The sequence below is a fragment of the Acinetobacter bereziniae genome, assembly GCF_016576965.1.
In the GTDB taxonomy this organism is placed as follows: domain Bacteria; phylum Pseudomonadota; class Gammaproteobacteria; order Pseudomonadales; family Moraxellaceae; genus Acinetobacter; species Acinetobacter bereziniae.
The window spans coordinates 2,778,234-2,796,030 of record NZ_CP066119.1; the positions used below are offsets into that span (position 1 = coordinate 2,778,234).

A 17,797-nucleotide genomic window follows, 5' to 3' on the forward strand; every position below is an offset into this window, starting at 1 on the left:
AGCCGACATTAAATGAATGATAAAAACAAATTCATTATAGGTTTAATAAAAATTATATGGGATCAAAACAATGTATCGTAAAAATTTATTCTGTCTATTTTTTGCGCTCGCAAACTGCTCAAGCTTGGTTATGGCAGATATTGGTGAAACTACTGGACTTGAAACGTATATTCCAAAAGGTTGGAAAATACTAGGTAAAGCTGAAGGTGATTTAAATGGTGATCAACAACCCGATCTTGCTTTGATTATTGAAAATACTGACCCCAAAAATATTGTTCATCATGACTCATATGATAAAAATTCAGAAAATCAAAGACTGAACCTAAATGAACGAAAATTACTGGTTTTATTTAAAGATGATCAAACTTACCATCAAATCGCCAGTAACGATTCACTGCCAAGGGAAAACAGCAATGAAAAGAAATGCCTAATTGACCCTCTGATCGTAGACCACTCCCCCATTATCCAGAATGGATTACTCAAAATCTCTCTAAATTTTGGGTTTCGTTGTGAGTCATGGGAGGTTTTTAATAATTTATATAGCTTCCGTTATCAAAACCAAGCATTTTATCTAATTGGCTACGATTTACATTACTTTGATCGACCATCAGGCAATAGTCGTAGTGAAAGTACTGATTTTTTAACCAGAAAATTCAAACAGAGCTTAAGCACTCCTGAGCTTGACCTTAAACGTTCACCACAAATATCACAGTCAAAATTAAACAAAGCACCTTTACTCAAATTGGAGCAGATCAACTTTGCGCTTTATGTTCACCGTTAGCCTCTCCTAAAGGGAGAAGCAACAGTTTGAAGAAAAGCAGTATTAGAACCCGTGCTCTAAAATACGGATTTTAACTTCAGCCACATGGTCTTTGACTGCAAGCTGATATGCTTGCATATGCTCTGTTTGTAAGTGAGCATTAAGATGCTCAATACTTTCCCATTTTTCAAGCATGACAATCAAATCAGCATCCTGAGTTTGATAATTCACATCGACATTGGCATCAACTAAAAGCTGATAGCCATGACAGCCCTGTTCTTGCAGTACTGTTGGCGTGATTTTCCTAAAGGCTTGAATAATCTGTTGTTTATGTATGCCATTCGGATGAGCATAAATTTCAGCAATAATTGTTAACATTTTATCTTTCTCGGCATTGTCAATGGGCTATTAATTTGCATTACTTAAGCAAAAAGGCGATTCAAATGATCACGATATTGCTGCTCATATTGTTCAACGTGAGGTGCTTTAATGACATCATTCACAATAAACGTATCCAAACTTTGCATACCTAAAAATTGATTGGCTTTATGAAAAGGTAAATAAACACCATCTACCCCCACGCCATGAAAGAATTGTTCTGGGTCATCAAATGCATCTATAGGTGCATTCCATGTCAGTGACAACATATACTTTTTGTCATGAATTAAGCCGCCCGAACCATACTTTTTAGCAGCATCAGAACGAGTTCGACCATCATTGGCATATAAGCTTCCATGACCAGTGGTAAATACATCATCAATATACTTTTTCATTGTCCACGGTGCACCCATCCACCATCCTGGCATTTGATAAATCACGGTATCTGCCCAAAGGTATTTTTCTACTTCTTCCTGAGCATCATAAGATGAATCTGTACGAGTGATTTTAATGCTATGCCCTAAATCAGATAATACGTGTTCAGCTAAAGTGGTCAAGGTATCGTTTAATTCACCATTTGAATGTGCAAACTGTTTTGCGCCATTTACAATCAAAATATTACTCATTGCTCACCTGTGTCTCAGCTATGTATTAAGTTTATGGCGCCACTATAGTGAGAATTTTTATCGCAAAAAATGCAAAAATAAGCAAAATATTATTGACTAAAAATCAACAATTATGATTAACACATGATTTAAAGTACTGATCGAAATGCAATGGCAATTAATCATGCATAAAAAAACACCCGAAGGTGTTTTTAAAATGATCAGCACATCAAGGAATCAGCCCTTCATCACGCATTGCAATTTGCACAGATTGGCGTTCAGCCACTTTATTGCGTAAAGCTACAATATTGGTAAACGGCGTTAAATCATGTTGAATATAATTCGACCAGTTGGTTAGCACGAATAAATATGCATCTGCTGGACCAAAACGGTCGTTAACCAAATAATCGTATTCTGATTCTGCCAAATAATCATCAATATATTTCAACATTTTATCTAATGTAGCATAGCCACGCACTTTCTCATCTTCTGTTATTGCTGGATCAAAAAATACAGCATATTCATCATGTAGTTCTGAGTTTAAATAACCTAGCCATTCCAATACTTTGGCACGTCCCAAACCAGATGGTGGGATCAAATCTTGTTTTGGATCATGTTGAGCGATAAAAGGAAGAACCGCGACATTCTCAGTCAAAATCAAACCTGGATTAATTTCTAAAGCGGGGACATAGCCTTTTGGATTAATTTCGTAATAATCAGCACCCTTTTCTGTCTTATGCGTTTTTAAATCAACACGTTCCAGATCAAAATCAACATTAATTTCATTCAATAGAATATGAGCAGCTAAAGAACATGCACCTGGTGAATAATATAACTTCATATCTAATCCTTGTTATATGACTGTTTAAGTTGTAAATGGCTTCATCGGTAATTTCAAGTTAAGAAACATAGAAATTTGCAAATCAGCTTAAATTTATAAAACTGCTACAACTTGAATATTCAGCAAAACGAAGACTTTTTCAAGTCAAACTTAGCTGCATTTTCACTAAAAGATGTTTTAACATACGCATCTTTAAAGAATGATGAAAGGTTTGTAGTGATTAGTCTGAAAAAAGCAGAATGGTTTTCCAATATTCGTACAGATGTACTCGCTGGATTAGTCGTTGGCTTAGCACTTATTCCTGAATCTATTGCATTTTCTGCAATTGCGGGTGTTGACCCTCAAGTCGGGCTTTATGCTTCATTTTGTATTGCTGTGACCATAGCTTTTTTTGGTGGTCGCACAGCCATGATTTCCGCTGCTACAGGCGCTATGGCATTGCTTATGGTGACTTTGGTCAAAGATCATGGTCTACAATATTTATTTGCTACCACAATCTTAACAGGCATTATTCAAATCCTCGCGGGCTATTTCAAAGTCGCAAAATTACTGCGTTTTGTTTCTCAATCTGTGGTGTATGGATTTGTGAATGCATTAGCAATTTTAATTTTTGTCGCACAAATTCCCGAATTGCAACGAATGGATTTGACCGCCTATCTATTTGTTGGATTAGGACTTCTTGTTGTCTATTTATTTCCATATATTCCAAAAATTGGCAGACTGATTCCCTCACCTTTGGTATGTATCATTGTACTTAGTCTGGTCGCAATGCTGTTCAACACAGATATGCGTACTGTGAGTGATTTAGGCAAATTTCCCGATACATTGCCTATTTTTCTTATTCCTGAAATACCGCTTAACCTTGATACTTTAAAAATCATTTTTCCTTATGCAGTTACATTGGCAACTGTAGGTTTACTTGAAACCATGATGACGACCACAATTGTCAATGAAGTCACGCAAACTGAAGGCGATCGTCATAAAGAATGTCGTGGTCAAGGTATTGCCAATATCGCCAGTGGATTTATGGGTGGTATGGCAGGTTGTGCAATGATTGGACAATCGATTATCAATGTTTCTTCAGGTGCACGTACACGTTTGTCAACGCTGGTCGCTGGAGTATTTTTACTGTGTTTAGTGGTCTTTTTAAAAGATTGGTTGGCATATATTCCAATGGCTGCTTTGGTAGCAATTATGATTATGGTGGCATTCACAACTTTTAATTGGGATTCGCTCAAAAACTTTTCCAAACATCCTAAACAAAGTAATACAGTCATGCTCACAGTGGTTGTTATTGTATTGATGACCCACAACTTAGCTTTGGGTGTATTGGTTGGCGTTCTATTATCTGCACTGTTCTTGGTAAATAAACTTGAAAGCGGAGTCAGTGTTCGTTCTGAATTATCCGAAGACCAAAGCCGTCACTATTATGTTTATGGTCAGATTTTCTTTAGCAGTGCCGAAAAGTTTTTTCAATTTTTTGATTTTCATGAAACAACAGAAAAAGTCACTATTGATTTAACTCATGCGCATATTTGGGATATCACCTCGGTCAATATGTTAAAGCAGGTACAAAATAAATTTCTACAGAATAATGTTCAAGTTGAAGTGATCGGTATGAATGAAGCAAGCCGTACGCTTGTAGATCAATTTAGTTCATCAACAGCAAGCGCTACTTCATGATTTGAGAAATGTTATAAAGCATGTGGTGTACTTTTACTGCGAGTGAACTGCATGTTTAAAATTTAAACGGCATCAACTTAGGTTGTATGCTGTTTGCTTTCCGTAGACACCCTCCAAAAAACTATAATTTCCATGTTCTAAATCATGTTTAAATCGTAAAAATACCTATTATCAGGTATAGCGAAGTATCTAAATATCTGAAAAACTAGATACATTAAGCATCAATGAGCTTTTTCACATCATGAACAATGAGTTAAGTTTACCTGTACCTGTCATCATAGTAGAGGATGAACCGCTTATACAAAAAAGGCTATCAGATATATTGGTGAATATTGGCTATTCAACATCAGACTTAGCTTTTGCCCAAAGTTTAGCGCAAGCCAAAGAATTACTTGAAACACAATCTGCATCTTTTGCCTTGGTTGACTTAGGTCTCCCTGACGGAAATGGGATTGAGTTTATTGAAATTTTAAAGAACTATGATCCGACCATTACGGTTTTAGTAATCTCGGCGTGGAGTACTGAAGATGCGATTCTCAACGCATTAAGTGCTGGTGCAACAGGGTATGTACTTAAAGAACGTGATGATATTGAAGTCGCACTTTCAATTAAAAGTGTCTTACGTGGCGGTGCGCCTATAGATCCATTTATCGCGCAAAAAATTTTAAAACAATTACACTTCAATGAAAAAAATAATGGAAATAAACCGATAAATAGCCAAAAATCGATTGAAAATGAGAGTATTTTATCAAAAAGAGAACTTGGAATTTTAGAGCTGGTGTCACAGGGTTTAAGCAATAAGGAAATTGCAGATCAACTCAATTTATCTCGCTATACCGTTGAATCTCATATTAAACATATTTACCGGAAACTTGCGGTATGCAACAGAGCCAAAGCCATCGATACAGCACGCAACATGGGCTTACTCGATTAACTCTCAATATTATTGGTTTTCTGTATTTGCTTTTCGCTATGTTGCAAAATGCATCTTTTGCTCAAGCAAATCTCTTAAATCAACATCTTGAAGCAAATAGCAGCTGTCATTTTGAAATTCTTAATATAGAGGTTGCACAAGCGACGGCGAATCAACCAGAACATGCTCCTCAATCTGGCTGGGAGCGTGTTCAATTACCTGATGACTGGGAAAAACGTTGGGCTCACTATACGGGTAGCGCATGGTATAAAATTCAATGGCGTTACCAATGTAATCAAGACCATCAAGCCGTTGCACTTTTGATAGAACGTATTAATTTAGCTGGTGCAATTTATAGCAATAATGAATTGTTATGGAAAGATAAGTCTCTCGTTGAACCATTATCAAGAAGTTGGAACATGCCAAGATATTGGGTTCTTCCGTCTTCCTCTGTTCAAAATAAGCAAAATGAAATTTTAGTCCGTGTTGTTGGTGTTTCATCACAACATTCTGGCTTAGGCAAAATTCGATTTGGGCGTGCAGAAGATATTATCAATCAAAATGATCAACTGATTTTCGAACGACGTACTTTATTTCTTATCAATATTATCATCAGCTTTGTTCTAGGAACCATTGGCTTTACGATTTGGTTGTTTCGGCGTGAAGAAAAAGCGTTTGGATGGTTTGGCTTAACCTCATTTTTCTGGGTGTTATTTGCGTATAACATTATATCCACCGTACCCCTTCCATTTACAGATACTTTATTCACAGCTCGACTGAATTTAGTCTTTTTAGTGGGTTATGTATATTGTCTATGTTTATTTGCATGGCGCTTTGCACTTCAACAATACACTTATCTTGAACGTTCGCTTTTCGCAAGCTTCATGATTTGCATCATAGCATTACTCTTTACGCCTAACGCATATTTGACCAAAAGCTTACTGATTACATTTCTTTATGCAGGTCTGGTGTTTATTTTTAACTGCATGCTGTTTCAATGGATTGCTTTTAAAAAACCCAAAGTCGACATTTTACTTTTAGCCTTTATTTTTCTAATTTACTTGGTGATTATTGTTCATGACCTCTACATCATGCTCCATCATGATGATCAGGAGCTCTATTGGACGCCATTTACAGCACCAATCACGAGTTTGGCAATTTCTTTTATTCTCGCTTATCGAATTTCACAAAACGTTTCTCGAATTGAAAAGTTCAATCAAACGCTTGAAGAAACAGTTGAGACAGTTACTTTTGATTTAGAACAGTCTTTAGAGAAAAAGCACCAACTGCAAATCGATAATATGCGTTTACAAGAACGCTTGAACTTGTCTCATGAATTGCATGATGGGCTGGGTGGTTCAATTGTACGTTCAATGATTTTACTCGAGCATAGTGAACATATCGAAAAACAACAAGTGCTCTCCATGTTTAAACTTTTACGGAATGATCTCCGACAAGTGATTGACTCAGGTACAAGTTTAGGTGAAAAAGTTCCTGAAAATCCAATCATGTGGGCTGCACCTTTAAGACATCGATTTATTCAACTTTTCGAAGAAATGGAAATTGAATCGACATGGGTATTTGCTGAAAATTGGCTACTCAAACCACCACCTTTGATTTGTTTAACCTTGTCGCGTGTAGCGGAAGAAGCTTTGACCAATATTATAAAACATAGTCAAGCTTCAGATGTCGAGGTCGCCCTAGTTGAAAATGAACGCCAGCAATTGATTTTAACCATTCAAGACAATGGCATCGGATTTGAAGTAGATCAGGTCCAGTCAGGGCTACATGTTGGCTTACAAAGCATGCAGGTTCGGGTCAAACGAATTGGAGGGAGTTTTGAAATACATTCACAGCAAGGATTTACACTCATCCGTGCTATCTTGCCCTTAAAAGATAAAAATGACTGAATTTAAAAAGAGAAACTAGATCTCTAGTTTCTCTTGGTTTGGACTGTTCAAGTTTATTTCTTTTTAGCGCGTGCCAATACCGATGTTGCTGTCAATAACATCAAGCCAAGTAAAGACCATAATCCAGTACTTCCCCCACTACTTTTTCCACTTGTTGTAGTTGATTCATTTAAGTCTAAATCTACAACAACAGGATCATGATCAGAAGAACGGAATGCATCTTCACTATAGAAAGATGCAATTTGTTCTTCTGTTTTAAACTCTTCATTATAGTCTAAAGCTGTTGGCTCATCTGCATTGATGTGCCATGCAAAAGTACGTTTAACCATTGGATATAAGTTTGCATCTGCTATGGCATGATCTAGATTACCCGCGCCGCCATTACCCGTTGCATCACTCGCAACTCCAAAGACATAGCTATATGCTAATTTACCTTGACCGATTTTTTCATCATTTAACAATACCTTATAGTTGGCTTTTTCAAAGGCTAAGATTGGGTCTTCTTTGGCATAACTGTTCATATCTCCAACCAATAAATAATTAGGCTTTTCAGCTTTGGTTGGATTTGTTGCAATCCATTGAATTAACTTTTGTACAGCAGTTACACGGGTTGGATTCCAGCAGCCTTGACCATCATTTTGATTGGCTTCAGGTGACGTTTTATCATCAGGACAACTGCCTTTGGATTTTAAATGATTCGGTATGACCGTAAAGGTTTTACCCCCTGTTAGCGCTTGGAAGCTTTGTGCCATAGTGACACGGTTTTTCTGGGTCAAGTCATCATAAACTACTGGGTTACCCACAGTTTTGACACGCTTACTGTTGTAGATAATCGCAACTGCGATCACATCAGTACCTAATTTATCCATATTTGGTGGAATAACATATTTCCAATCTGCCCCCAAAGCCTTGGTCAAATAAGCGACTGCACTTTTATCACCATAACCATTGTTGGCAATTTCCATCAAACCATAGACATCAGCATCAATTGCTTTAATCGCACTCACCGTTTTTGCGTGTTGACGATTAAATTCTGAAGAGGTATTCGCACCACGATCTGGTTTAACACCAATTAATGGAGAGTTGTCATAGTTCAATACATTAAATGCCGCCACACGGACTTGTTTGCTATCTTTAAGAGGAACATTCGCATTACGTAGGTTGGTGTCTTTGACGATTTCTGGCAGTGTTTTATTTTGAATGGGTTGTATGCGCCACGCATTGAAACGATATTCTAAAATCCCTTCAACATTCTTTAACTGATAACCTGTACGTAGAGTATTGGCAGCATTAAAATTCGCTGGAAGCCAAGGTGTTCTATTTTGATTATTATATCCATCATCTAAAATGATTTTTGATAAAAGGTTGGTTTTAGCTAATGCGACTGCTTCGGCTGATTTTGCTGGATATAAGTTGGTCGGGATATATAAACGTCCTAAACTTAATGACAACTGACCATAACGACCATAATCATAGTTTTCACTGACCGTTAAGGTTTGTGGCATTTTCACCAACATTCCCTGATAACGTTTAGGTGAATGACCAGTTGCGTCCGTTAAACTTGAAAATGGAAGTTGAATCGGTGTTGCACTGATCAAATTAGCAGCTTGATTATTACAAGCGCCAATATTGTTACTCAGTTGATCAAGCTGCAACTGATTTTGATAGGTCGTTAAACGTCCTTTGAGAATAACTTCCTCACCCACTTTTCCACCAGTGACTGTACTTCCAGCAGGAATATACACAAAAATGGCATTACTTAAATTCGCTTTGGCTTTTGTGTCAGGTGTTTGGATATAAAAACCTGAAAATCCATCTTGATAACGATAGTCAGCTGTGATTACACCACGAACAACATATTGCTGATTCTGAGTTGCAGATTGCAAATCTGCGATGGGGGTATCTGCTGTACTACAGCTCACTGCTGTTGCTGGTGGCGTTGCTGTATCTCCTCCTAAATAGATACTAAAGGCATTACGATCTGACCATTTTGTCCATTCACTATCTAAGTCGAAAGCACTATTTGGATCTACTGAACTCACATCATTTTTATTTTTTATTCTGCTTAGGCTATTTCCAGCACTCTTAAATGTTGTTCCCCAACCACCTGTTGGAGCTTCACCAATACGCCCAAAACGATCGACTGGGGTTCCTTTATATAAAAGCACCAATGCATCATCACCATTAAATGCCAAACCAGCGACCTGATTTACTTTATTCCCAATTTCTGCCTGTAATTCACTACGACCTAGAATGAATTTTGCTTTACTGGCTAAATTTCCTTGTAAAGTATATGTTGCAGTTTTGCTCGTTACTCCATTGGTATATTGTTGAATCTCATAATCCGCAAGGTTAATAGTGGATGCATCTGGATTATATATTTCTAATCCCTTTTTATTTGCTGTGCCGTCAATATATTGACTAAACATCAACTGAGCATAACTTGGAAATGAACAGCCCAATAAAGCTAGGCTTAAACATAGAGTATGAGGTTTTAAAATTTGCATGATTTTTAACGTTTGTTGAAATTTACAGCAGATTAATTTTTATTAATGACAATATCGTGAATTTGAATGATAGATTTATACGCATTTATTTATTGATGAATAATCAAACATTATATGGGTGAGTATAAGCCCTCAAAATTGCGGAAATTTTCAAATGCTCTCTTACAAAAAAAGCACCCTTTCGGGTGCAAGAGCATGGGGCTTTAACAACTTTATAAAATATTACAGATTAAGCCTCGAATTGCAGTTGCTGTAACTTAGCCACTTCCTGTTGCTTGAGTAAATTACGTTGAATTTTACCACTGGATGTTTTTGGCAAACTTTCCACAAATTCAATTTCACGTGGGTAAGAATGCTTGGATAAACGTGATCGAACATATTTTTGCAATTTTGCATTTAATTCATCAGATGAAACAACTTGAGGTTTTAGTACAATAAAAGCTTTTACAATTTCTGTTCGTTCAGGGTCAGGTTTACCAATCACGGCTGATTCTAAAACCTCTGCACACTCCAACAGGGTGCTTTCTACATCAAACGGACCAACACGATAGCCTGACGTTGTAATGACATCGTCTGCACGACCAATAAAATCAATCCCACCTAGTTCATTAAGTCGAACTGTATCTCCAGTTAAATAATAATCTCCCATAAAAGATTTACGGTTATTCCCACCATATCCTTTAAACCAAGTGAGCGGTGATTGCTTGAAGTCAATCGCCAAAGTTCCGATCTCGCCCACTGTCACTTCTTTATAATCTTGATTTAAAACTGCAAAACGATGCCCAGGATTTGCAAAACCTGCCGAACCTACCTTGATTGGATGTGCTAAAGCGTGATGGTTTCCAATCACCATGCCTAACTCTGTTTGTCCATATTGATCATATATATTAACGCCTAGATCATGGTTAAACCAATGAATCACTTCAGGGGTCAAAGGCTCTCCCGCACTACTGACCACACGTAAATGGTCTTTGATTGAACCATCGAATTGTTCTTTAAAACCAAAGAACATTCGAAAAGCCGTAGGAGAACCTGTTAAATTACTGACTTTATACTTCTGTATAACCTCTAAGGCATGATCGACACTGAATGCATGCTCATCCATAATAATACTGTGTCCGAGTCCCAGCGGACCTGTAATACCATAATATAAACCGTATGCCCAACCTGGATCGGCAAGATTCCAAAATGAATCTTCTTCGCGTAAATCAACGGCATGACGCATATATTCTTTAAATGCTAAAACAGCTTTGAGTGGCACAGGAACTGATTTAGCTAAACCCGTAGTTCCTGATGTAAACATCATTAAAAAATCGTCTTCAAAATTTAACATAACCGGATTATGTATGGCTGATTGCTTGGTTAAGGTTTCCCAAAAATCAGCTTCTTTTATCTGACTTGAGTCCTTGAGATGGACTGTCAGAATATGAGGTAATTCAATTTGATCTAATTTGCTACGTTGTTCTTGATTGGTGACCATTAACTGCGTATTGGCTGTTGTTATACGATGTTCAATTGCCTTAGATTCAAATGCAGTAAATAAAGGTTGATAGATTGCACCAATTCGCCATGTTGCCAAAATAGTAATGAGTAATTCTGGTGTACGTGGCAATAATCCAGCAATACAATCTCCTGGTTTTAAACCAATCGATTGGAAATAATTTGCCAGCTGTCCAGAAGCTTCTGCAAGTTGCTCAAACGTCCATTGTGCTGATTCACCATTTTTTCCTTCCCAGATCAAAGCAACTTTATTTAAACCAACAAAGCGCCCACAACACTCTTCATAGGCATTGATTGATTGAGGGTTTCCAGCCAGTTGTTCGTCGATCAACTTTTCATAGTCGAATTCGAGATAAGCTTGTTGCAATGTTTTCATGGCAATATCCTTGTATTTGTTACACACATCATCTCGATGTGCAATTCCATATATCTGCGTTCTAGCTCTTATTAAAATGCCGAATCATTCAGCATTTGTTCCTATGCATATAGATAAACATGATTATAAATCATACACAATTTCCAAATACCTCAATCATTCTGCGGTGTTTGGACACTACTACTTGCGTTCCAAACAACAATAGAAAGACCAGCATTTAGCTGGTCTATATTTGCTTTTAAAAGGAGTTTTCTCAGTTGTGTGTTATTGAATCACAGCACGCGCAATGACCAAACGTTGGATATCTGATGCACCTTCATAAATCTGACTAACACGCACATCTCGATAAATCCGTTCAACAGGAAAATCTGAAACATAGCCATAGCCACCATGTATTTGAATGGCATCTGAACAAACTTTTTCAGCGATTTCCGATGCAAAAAGTTTTGCCATAGATGCTTCTTTTAAACAAGGCAAGTCAGCATCTTTCAAACTTGCGGCATGGTAAATCAATTGACGTGCTGCCTCGATTTGAGTTGCCATGTCAGCCAGTCGAAATGCCACCGCTTGGTGCTGAACCAGTTCCACACCGAAAGCTTTACGCTCATTGGCATATTCAACGGCGGCATCCAATGCTGCACGAGCCATACCTACACATTGCGATGCAATGCCAATTCGTCCTGACTCTAAATTGGATAAGGCAATTTTGTAGCCCTCACCCTCATTTCCCAATAAATTTTCAGCAGGAATTCGACAGTTTTCGAAAACAATCGTCGCAGTATCAGAACAGTGTTGCCCCATTTTGTCTTCGATACGGGAAACAATATATCCCTCCGTATCAGTTGGAACAATAAAGCAAGAAATTCCCTTTTTTCCAGCTGTCTTATCCGTCATGGCGAATACAATCGCAACTTGGGCATTTTGTCCCGAAGTGATGAACTGCTTGGTGCCATTAATGACCCATGTATCTCCATCCCGTTCAGCTTTACATAATAGAGCACCAGCATCTGAACCTGCTTGTGGCTCTGTTAAACAAAAACAACCAAGCCATCGCCCTGTTGCCAATGGGATTAAATAATCTTGTTTTTGTTGCTCTGAGCCATATTTTTGAATAATCCCACACGGTAATGAGTTTTGTACACTCACAATGGTAGAAATCGCGCCATCACCAGCCGCAATCTCTTCAATTGCAACGACCAAGGACATATAGTCCAAACCTGCGCCGCCCCATTGTTCTGATACGGTCATTCCTAATGCACCCAAATCTCCCAATGCTGCTAATTGCTGTTTCGGAAATTGTGAATGCTTATCTCGTTCAGCAGCAGTTGGCTTGAGTTCATTTTGAGCATAATTCCGCATCATTTCTTGAACCATCTTTTGATCATCATTGAGTATCATCGAGCTTCCCTTTTAGTTCGTTTTTAACAATTTTGAATATTTAAATTCCTATCTCAAAATCAAGCACAGGAACTGATCAACAAAATTTAAAGTCAAATTTGCCCAATACCACCTTTTAAGCAGTATGGGACATTATTTTTCAGGTGTTTTGCTTTATAAATGGCGTAATCAACAGTTGAAGCTAATCCCATCTAAAAGCATAAAGGGATGTAACTTACTTCGGTTGCATACGAATCGCGCCATCTAAACGAATTGTTTCTCCGTTTAAATAACTATTTTCACAAATATGCCCAACGAGTTGTGCAAATTCTTCAGGTTTGGCAAGACGCTTAGGAAAAGGCACCATTTCCCCTAAAGCATCTTGAACATTTTGTGGCAAAGCTTTCAACATCGGTGTCTCCATAATGCCGGGAGCAATCGTCATGACACGAATTGCATGTTGCGACAACTCTCTTGCCAAAGGTAAAGTCATTGCGACAACAGCTCCTTTGGACGCAGCGTATGCAGTTTGCCCAATTTGTCCATCAAAAGCCGCCACTGAAGCTGTGTTGATAATGACTCCACGATCTTCTTCACCAGCTGCAAGTTCATAACGTGAGATAACATCTGCGGCAAAACGAAGCATATTAAATGTACCTGATACATTAATATTTAAAACCTTCTGAAATGCATCCAAAGCATGGATACCGTTTTTCCCTAATACCTTTGCAGAAGGACCAATACCTGCACAGTTAATTAAACCGTTAAGTTGTCCATAATCTTGTTCGAGTTGTTTAAAGAATTGTTCTACCGCAATTTCATTGGTCACATCCAATGGTACAAATTTGGATTTTTCACCAAGACGTTTTTGCATTTCTTCACCCAGTTCATGGTTCATATCTACCATGATCACGCTTGCGCCTTGAGCCACCAAATGTGTTGCCGTTGCAGCACCGAGTCCAGATGCACCACCTGTTACCACAAAGACTTTTCCTTCAATTTTCATTTTTCTTCCTTAATTCATTGTTTAAATAAATAGCTATAGATTTTAAATTAAACCCATTTTCGACTTAAGATGAAGAGTAAACATAGTCCAGCTTGAGTACAATTTCCAAAAGTTGCATCCTGTATGATGGATTTGGACAATTTAGAATTTTTGGGTCACTTAACCACGTCTTAAATGCGCTCACAAGATAATGGAATATACTGTGAACAATCAACACTTCATTGAAAGTAAAGGAACCATCTCAATTGCACTCGTACATGAGGCGTTGATTGGTGCAAAAAACAAAGGCTTCGATATTGAAAAAATCTTAGCCAATGCCGAGATTCCGCTTGAACTTTTTAATGCGCCTAAAGCAAGAATTGCTGTTTCAAGCTATGCAAAACTTTGGACTGAAATTGCAGATCAAATGAATGATGAATTCTTTGGTATGGATTCTCATCAAATGCGCCGTGGCTGCTATAAATTACTCACGAAGATGGTGATGCAAGCCGATACACTTCACATTGCCATCGAACAAATCCTACAATTTTTTAATCTTGTTCTTGATGATTTTTCCAGTAAATTGGTAATTGATGAAAATTATGCCTACATTGTCATTACAGATAAATTACAAACCAAAGCCATGTTCTGTTATGCCACCTACATTATGCTGATTCATAGTTTGATTTGTTGGTTAGCTGATCAACGTATTCTACTCAAACAATTACAATTAAAATGCACAGCTCCAGAAGACGATCAAGATTATCGCGTTCGCTTTTGTGAACATATCACTTATCAAACAGACGAAAACTATCTGCAATTCGATGCAAATTACTTAAGTATCCCGATTAAACGTGACCAAAAATCTTGGTATACATTTATCAAAAACAGTCCTGAAAACTTGCTATTAAGGTTTAAGAATCCTTTGGCATTGAGTTCTATGGTACGAAAAAAATTACTTTCTCTTTCACCTTGTGCTTGGTTGGAGTTAGGTGATTTAGCTGAACAACTGAATATTTCTGAAGCAACAATTCAGCGTCGTTTAAAAAGCGAAGGTACAAGCTATCAACAGCTTAAAAATGATATTCGCTGTGACATGGCAATTGATCTTTTAACCAAAACAACGCATACCTTACAAGACATCAGCGAATTATTAAACTTTCAAGATGCAAGTGCATTTCACCGTGCTTTTAAAAAATGGACTGGTGTAAGCCCTGGTGCTTATCGCGAACATAAACATTTAGGTTAAAAGAATAAGCTTAAATGGCTTTGCAAAAATGATTTCATGTTCTTACTCAAGTATGTATTAAAGGTATTTTAATTTTATTCTTATAAATTTGAAAAGCTTGTATAAAGTTTTACAGCTTATCTGAACATGGTTGCAAATTCGCCATTATTAGTATATTTTTCACTCAATTCAAAGCAGTCTTTCTGCTTACTTCCTGTGGTACCCTCCTCCCCTTTAATCAGCTTTCAGGTCACTAACATGATTAAGATGATTGATGTACTAGAGCAAAATCTAGTTCAAAATTTTATCCATTCCCTTTCTGCTCAAACTGAACATTTAGATGAGTTGATAGAAGGAATTTTAAAAGCTTCAGATCGTGATGTTGCAGATGCGATCAATGACTTTCTGAACATCAACAATGCTTCAGATCTTGCTCAAGCACTCGATATCCAGCAAGAGCGTATTGAAGCGATCCAATCTGGTTTGGCAATGAAAAAAGAAAATATTGCAGATACAGCGAAAATTGTAGCACTGTGTCTTGCACTTGAAACCAATGCCTTAGACCAAGTTGAAATTGCAGATAGCCTCGAAGATTATCCAATATAAAAGTAGTTCAATAAAAAACGGTTTGAAATCAAGCCGTTTTTTTATGTTTAAATCGCAAAAAGTGCTAAGAATTTTTTTTACTATCGCTTTCTACTAATCTACTAAATACATCAAAAACAGATTAGGATAATTATTGTATATAAAAATCAATCAATTAATCGCAAAAAAATGATAATTCTGTTTTATTGAAGTGCTTATCTATTATTCTTTTTTGTACTGATGCCATAAAAACTATACATATCTACTCTGTTTTTCTCTTTGAATTTTATGGGGTATTTATGAAATCTTTTGGTCAAAAAATAACAGCTTTAGTGTCTAGCGTTGCTCTTAGCTTAACAGTTACAGCATCTTTCGCTGCCATCCCAACAATATTAAAACTCGACTATGCTTATTATGCTCCAACAAGTTTAGTCGTCAAAGAGCAAAAACTCTTAGAAAAAGCCTTGCCAAAAACAGAGATCAAATGGGTGTTCAGCCAAGGGAGTAACCGTTCGCTCGAATATCTAAACAATGGCAGTATCGACTTTGCATCAACAGCTGGGCTGGCTGCAGTATTAAGTCGTGCCAATGGAAGCCCAATTAAAACTGTTTATATTCAAAGCCAACCTGAATGGACAGCGTTGGTGGTGGCTAAAAACTCAGCCATCAAATCACTAAAGGACTTAAAGGGTAAGAAAATAGCGGCAACCAAAGGGACTGATCCATTCCTTTTCACTCTCCAAGCACTTGAAACAGTTGGCTTAAGTAAACGCGATGTACAACTGGTACATTTACAACATCCAGATGGTAAAACTGCTTTAGAACGAGGACAGGTCGATGCTTGGGCTGGGCTTGATCCACTTATGGCTTCTGCACAGTTACAATCAGGTGCTAAGCTGCTTTATCGTAATGTTTCATTTAATAGCTATAGTGTTTTAAGTGTTAAAGATCAGTTTGCAGCACAAAGTCCTGAAGCTATAGATGCCGTAATCAAAGCTTATGAACAAGCACGTAAATGGGCAAAAGCCAACCCTGACAAAGTAGCTGAACTGTTGGCCCGTGAAGCAAAATTACCACTTGAAGTTGCTAAACTTCAACTTAGCCGAACCAATCTCGACCAAAACATTCCAACCACAAAACATTTGAATGCCTTAAAGAAGGCAGGAGCGATTTTGAATGAAGAGGAGTTAGTACGTAAAGGTACCAATGTTAACCAAGTCATCGATCAGTTATTTGACAGTAAATACGCGCAAAAGGTTGTAGGGAAATAATGAACAAAATTTCTGCTTCAGCATCACATACAAATGTGCCTACAGTTGTTAAAAACCCTGTAATTAAAGCTCATTTATTGAAGTGGCTAAAAGCAATCACCCTCCCTGTTTTGATCATACTCCTATGCGAATACCTTGTTCGCACAGGGTGGATTGAACCCTATTTACTGCCAGCACCCAGCAGTTTACTCGCATCATTTCGAGATTTGGCACAGGGTGATTTATTCACGCATGTATATACCAGTACATGGCGAGTTTTCTTTGGCTTTTTTGTAGGAAGTGCACTTGGGCTTATCTTTGCAATCGCTGTTGGTTTAAACCAACATATTGAAGCATTTTTAGAACCGACATTTTCTGCAATTAAATCAATCCCGAGCCTTGCATGGATTCCACTACTGCTATTGTGGTTAGGAATTGATGAAGCTTCAAAAATTACTTTAATTGCCATCGGTGCATTCTTCCCCACCTATACCAATACAGTTTCAGCCATTCATAATGTAGATAAAAAATTATTTGAAGTCGCAAAAGTCTATCGACTAAGCCATATGCAAATAATTTTTCAAATCGTTCTTCCTGCAGCTTCACCAGGAATTTTAGTGGGGCTGAGAAATAGTTTAAGCTTGGCTTGGATGTTTATGATTGCAGCCGAACTGATTGCAGCAACACAAGGGATTGGTTATTTACTTAGTGATGGTCGCGAAACTTCACGACCAGATATTGTAATTATCGCGATTATTTTATTGGCTGTTCTTGGTAAATTAACAGACACCATGATGAAATGGATTGAAAACTGGTTGTTACGTTGGCGGACGTAAATCAATCAAATACGGCTTTTCTAAGCCGTATTTTTTAATTTCCTTATCTGAAACTTGCATTTA

The 17,797-nt window shown here is 37.5% G+C and carries 15 protein-coding genes; 8 read left to right on the forward strand and 7 right to left on the reverse strand.

Going from position 1 to position 17,797, the window contains the following annotated elements:
• Positions 1-70: 70 nt before the first annotated feature.
• Positions 71-781 (forward strand): hypothetical protein, encoded by a 711-nt coding sequence (locus tag I9192_RS13145; RefSeq protein WP_005032166.1) that lies wholly within the window; start codon positions 71-73, stop codon positions 779-781.
• Positions 782-823: 42 nt separating this feature from the next.
• Here the strand turns inward: I9192_RS13145 and I9192_RS13150 are convergent, their stop codons facing one another.
• The 3 genes from I9192_RS13150 to gstA form a co-directional block, all read right to left on the reverse strand.
• A complete protein-coding gene (locus I9192_RS13150) occupies positions 824-1,138 on the reverse strand; it encodes a putative quinol monooxygenase (protein ID WP_005032167.1) in 315 nt (104 codons plus the stop codon).
• 44 nt (positions 1,139-1,182) lie between these two features.
• Entirely contained in the window at positions 1,183-1,764 is a 582-nt protein-coding gene (locus I9192_RS13155; RefSeq protein WP_005032168.1) for an NAD(P)H-dependent oxidoreductase, read from the reverse strand.
• Positions 1,765-1,972: 208 nt separating this feature from the next.
• Positions 1,973-2,584 carry a glutathione transferase GstA gene (gstA, locus tag I9192_RS13160; protein ID WP_004824362.1) on the reverse strand — a complete coding sequence of 204 codons (612 nt, stop codon included), beginning with the start codon at positions 2,582-2,584 and terminating at the stop codon, positions 1,973-1,975.
• Positions 2,585-2,800: 216 nt separating this feature from the next.
• On the opposite strand from gstA, the gene I9192_RS13165 reads away from it, so the two are divergent.
• The 3 genes from I9192_RS13165 to I9192_RS13175 all read left to right on the forward strand — a co-directional run bounded on the left by I9192_RS13165 (position 2,801) and on the right by I9192_RS13175 (position 7,090).
• On the forward strand, positions 2,801-4,267 hold the full coding sequence (locus I9192_RS13165; RefSeq protein ID WP_005032169.1) for a SulP family inorganic anion transporter: 1,467 nt from the start codon (positions 2,801-2,803) through the stop codon (positions 4,265-4,267).
• A 241-nt stretch (positions 4,268-4,508) separates the two neighbouring features.
• Entirely contained in the window at positions 4,509-5,201 is a 693-nt protein-coding gene (locus I9192_RS13170; protein ID WP_005032170.1) for a response regulator transcription factor, read from the forward strand.
• The gene (locus I9192_RS13175; RefSeq protein ID WP_005032171.1) at positions 5,147-7,090 is read left to right on the forward strand and encodes a sensor histidine kinase; all 1,944 of its coding nucleotides are present in this window, start codon (positions 5,147-5,149) and stop codon (positions 7,088-7,090) included. The genes I9192_RS13170 and I9192_RS13175 overlap by 55 nt, the downstream gene beginning before the upstream one ends.
• Positions 7,091-7,143: 53 nt before the next feature.
• On the opposite strand, the gene I9192_RS13180 is transcribed toward I9192_RS13175, so the two are convergent.
• The 4 genes from I9192_RS13180 to I9192_RS13195 form a co-directional block, all read right to left on the reverse strand.
• Positions 7,144-9,597: an ExeM/NucH family extracellular endonuclease gene (locus I9192_RS13180; RefSeq protein WP_200149850.1), complete on the reverse strand. Its 2,454-nt coding sequence runs from the start codon at positions 9,595-9,597 to the stop codon at positions 7,144-7,146.
• 229 nt (positions 9,598-9,826) lie between these two features.
• Positions 9,827-11,473 carry an AMP-binding protein gene (locus I9192_RS13185; protein WP_200149851.1) on the reverse strand — a complete coding sequence of 549 codons (1,647 nt, stop codon included), beginning with the start codon at positions 11,471-11,473 and terminating at the stop codon, positions 9,827-9,829.
• 264 nt (positions 11,474-11,737) lie between these two features.
• Entirely contained in the window at positions 11,738-12,871 is a 1,134-nt protein-coding gene (locus I9192_RS13190; RefSeq protein WP_005032176.1) for an acyl-CoA dehydrogenase, read from the reverse strand.
• Between the two features lie 214 nt (positions 12,872-13,085).
• Entirely contained in the window at positions 13,086-13,856 is a 771-nt protein-coding gene (locus tag I9192_RS13195; protein ID WP_004824374.1) for a 3-hydroxyacyl-CoA dehydrogenase, read from the reverse strand.
• Between the two features lie 190 nt (positions 13,857-14,046).
• On the opposite strand from I9192_RS13195, the gene I9192_RS13200 reads away from it, so the two are divergent.
• From I9192_RS13200 to I9192_RS13215, 4 genes are all read left to right on the forward strand, one after another.
• Positions 14,047-15,084 (forward strand): AraC family transcriptional regulator, encoded by a 1,038-nt coding sequence (locus tag I9192_RS13200; RefSeq protein ID WP_005032178.1) that lies wholly within the window; start codon positions 14,047-14,049, stop codon positions 15,082-15,084.
• 237 nt (positions 15,085-15,321) lie between these two features.
• Positions 15,322-15,669 (forward strand): hypothetical protein, encoded by a 348-nt coding sequence (locus I9192_RS13205; RefSeq protein ID WP_004824377.1) that lies wholly within the window; start codon positions 15,322-15,324, stop codon positions 15,667-15,669.
• A gap of 278 nt (positions 15,670-15,947) precedes the next feature.
• On the forward strand, positions 15,948-16,919 hold the full coding sequence (locus I9192_RS13210; protein ID WP_200149852.1) for an aliphatic sulfonate ABC transporter substrate-binding protein: 972 nt from the start codon (positions 15,948-15,950) through the stop codon (positions 16,917-16,919).
• Complete coding sequence (locus I9192_RS13215) at positions 16,919-17,734, forward strand: ABC transporter permease (protein WP_005032182.1); 816 nt, start codon at positions 16,919-16,921, stop codon at positions 17,732-17,734. Before I9192_RS13210 ends, I9192_RS13215 begins: the two co-directional genes overlap by 1 nt.
• The last annotated feature ends 63 nt before the right edge of the window (positions 17,735-17,797 follow it).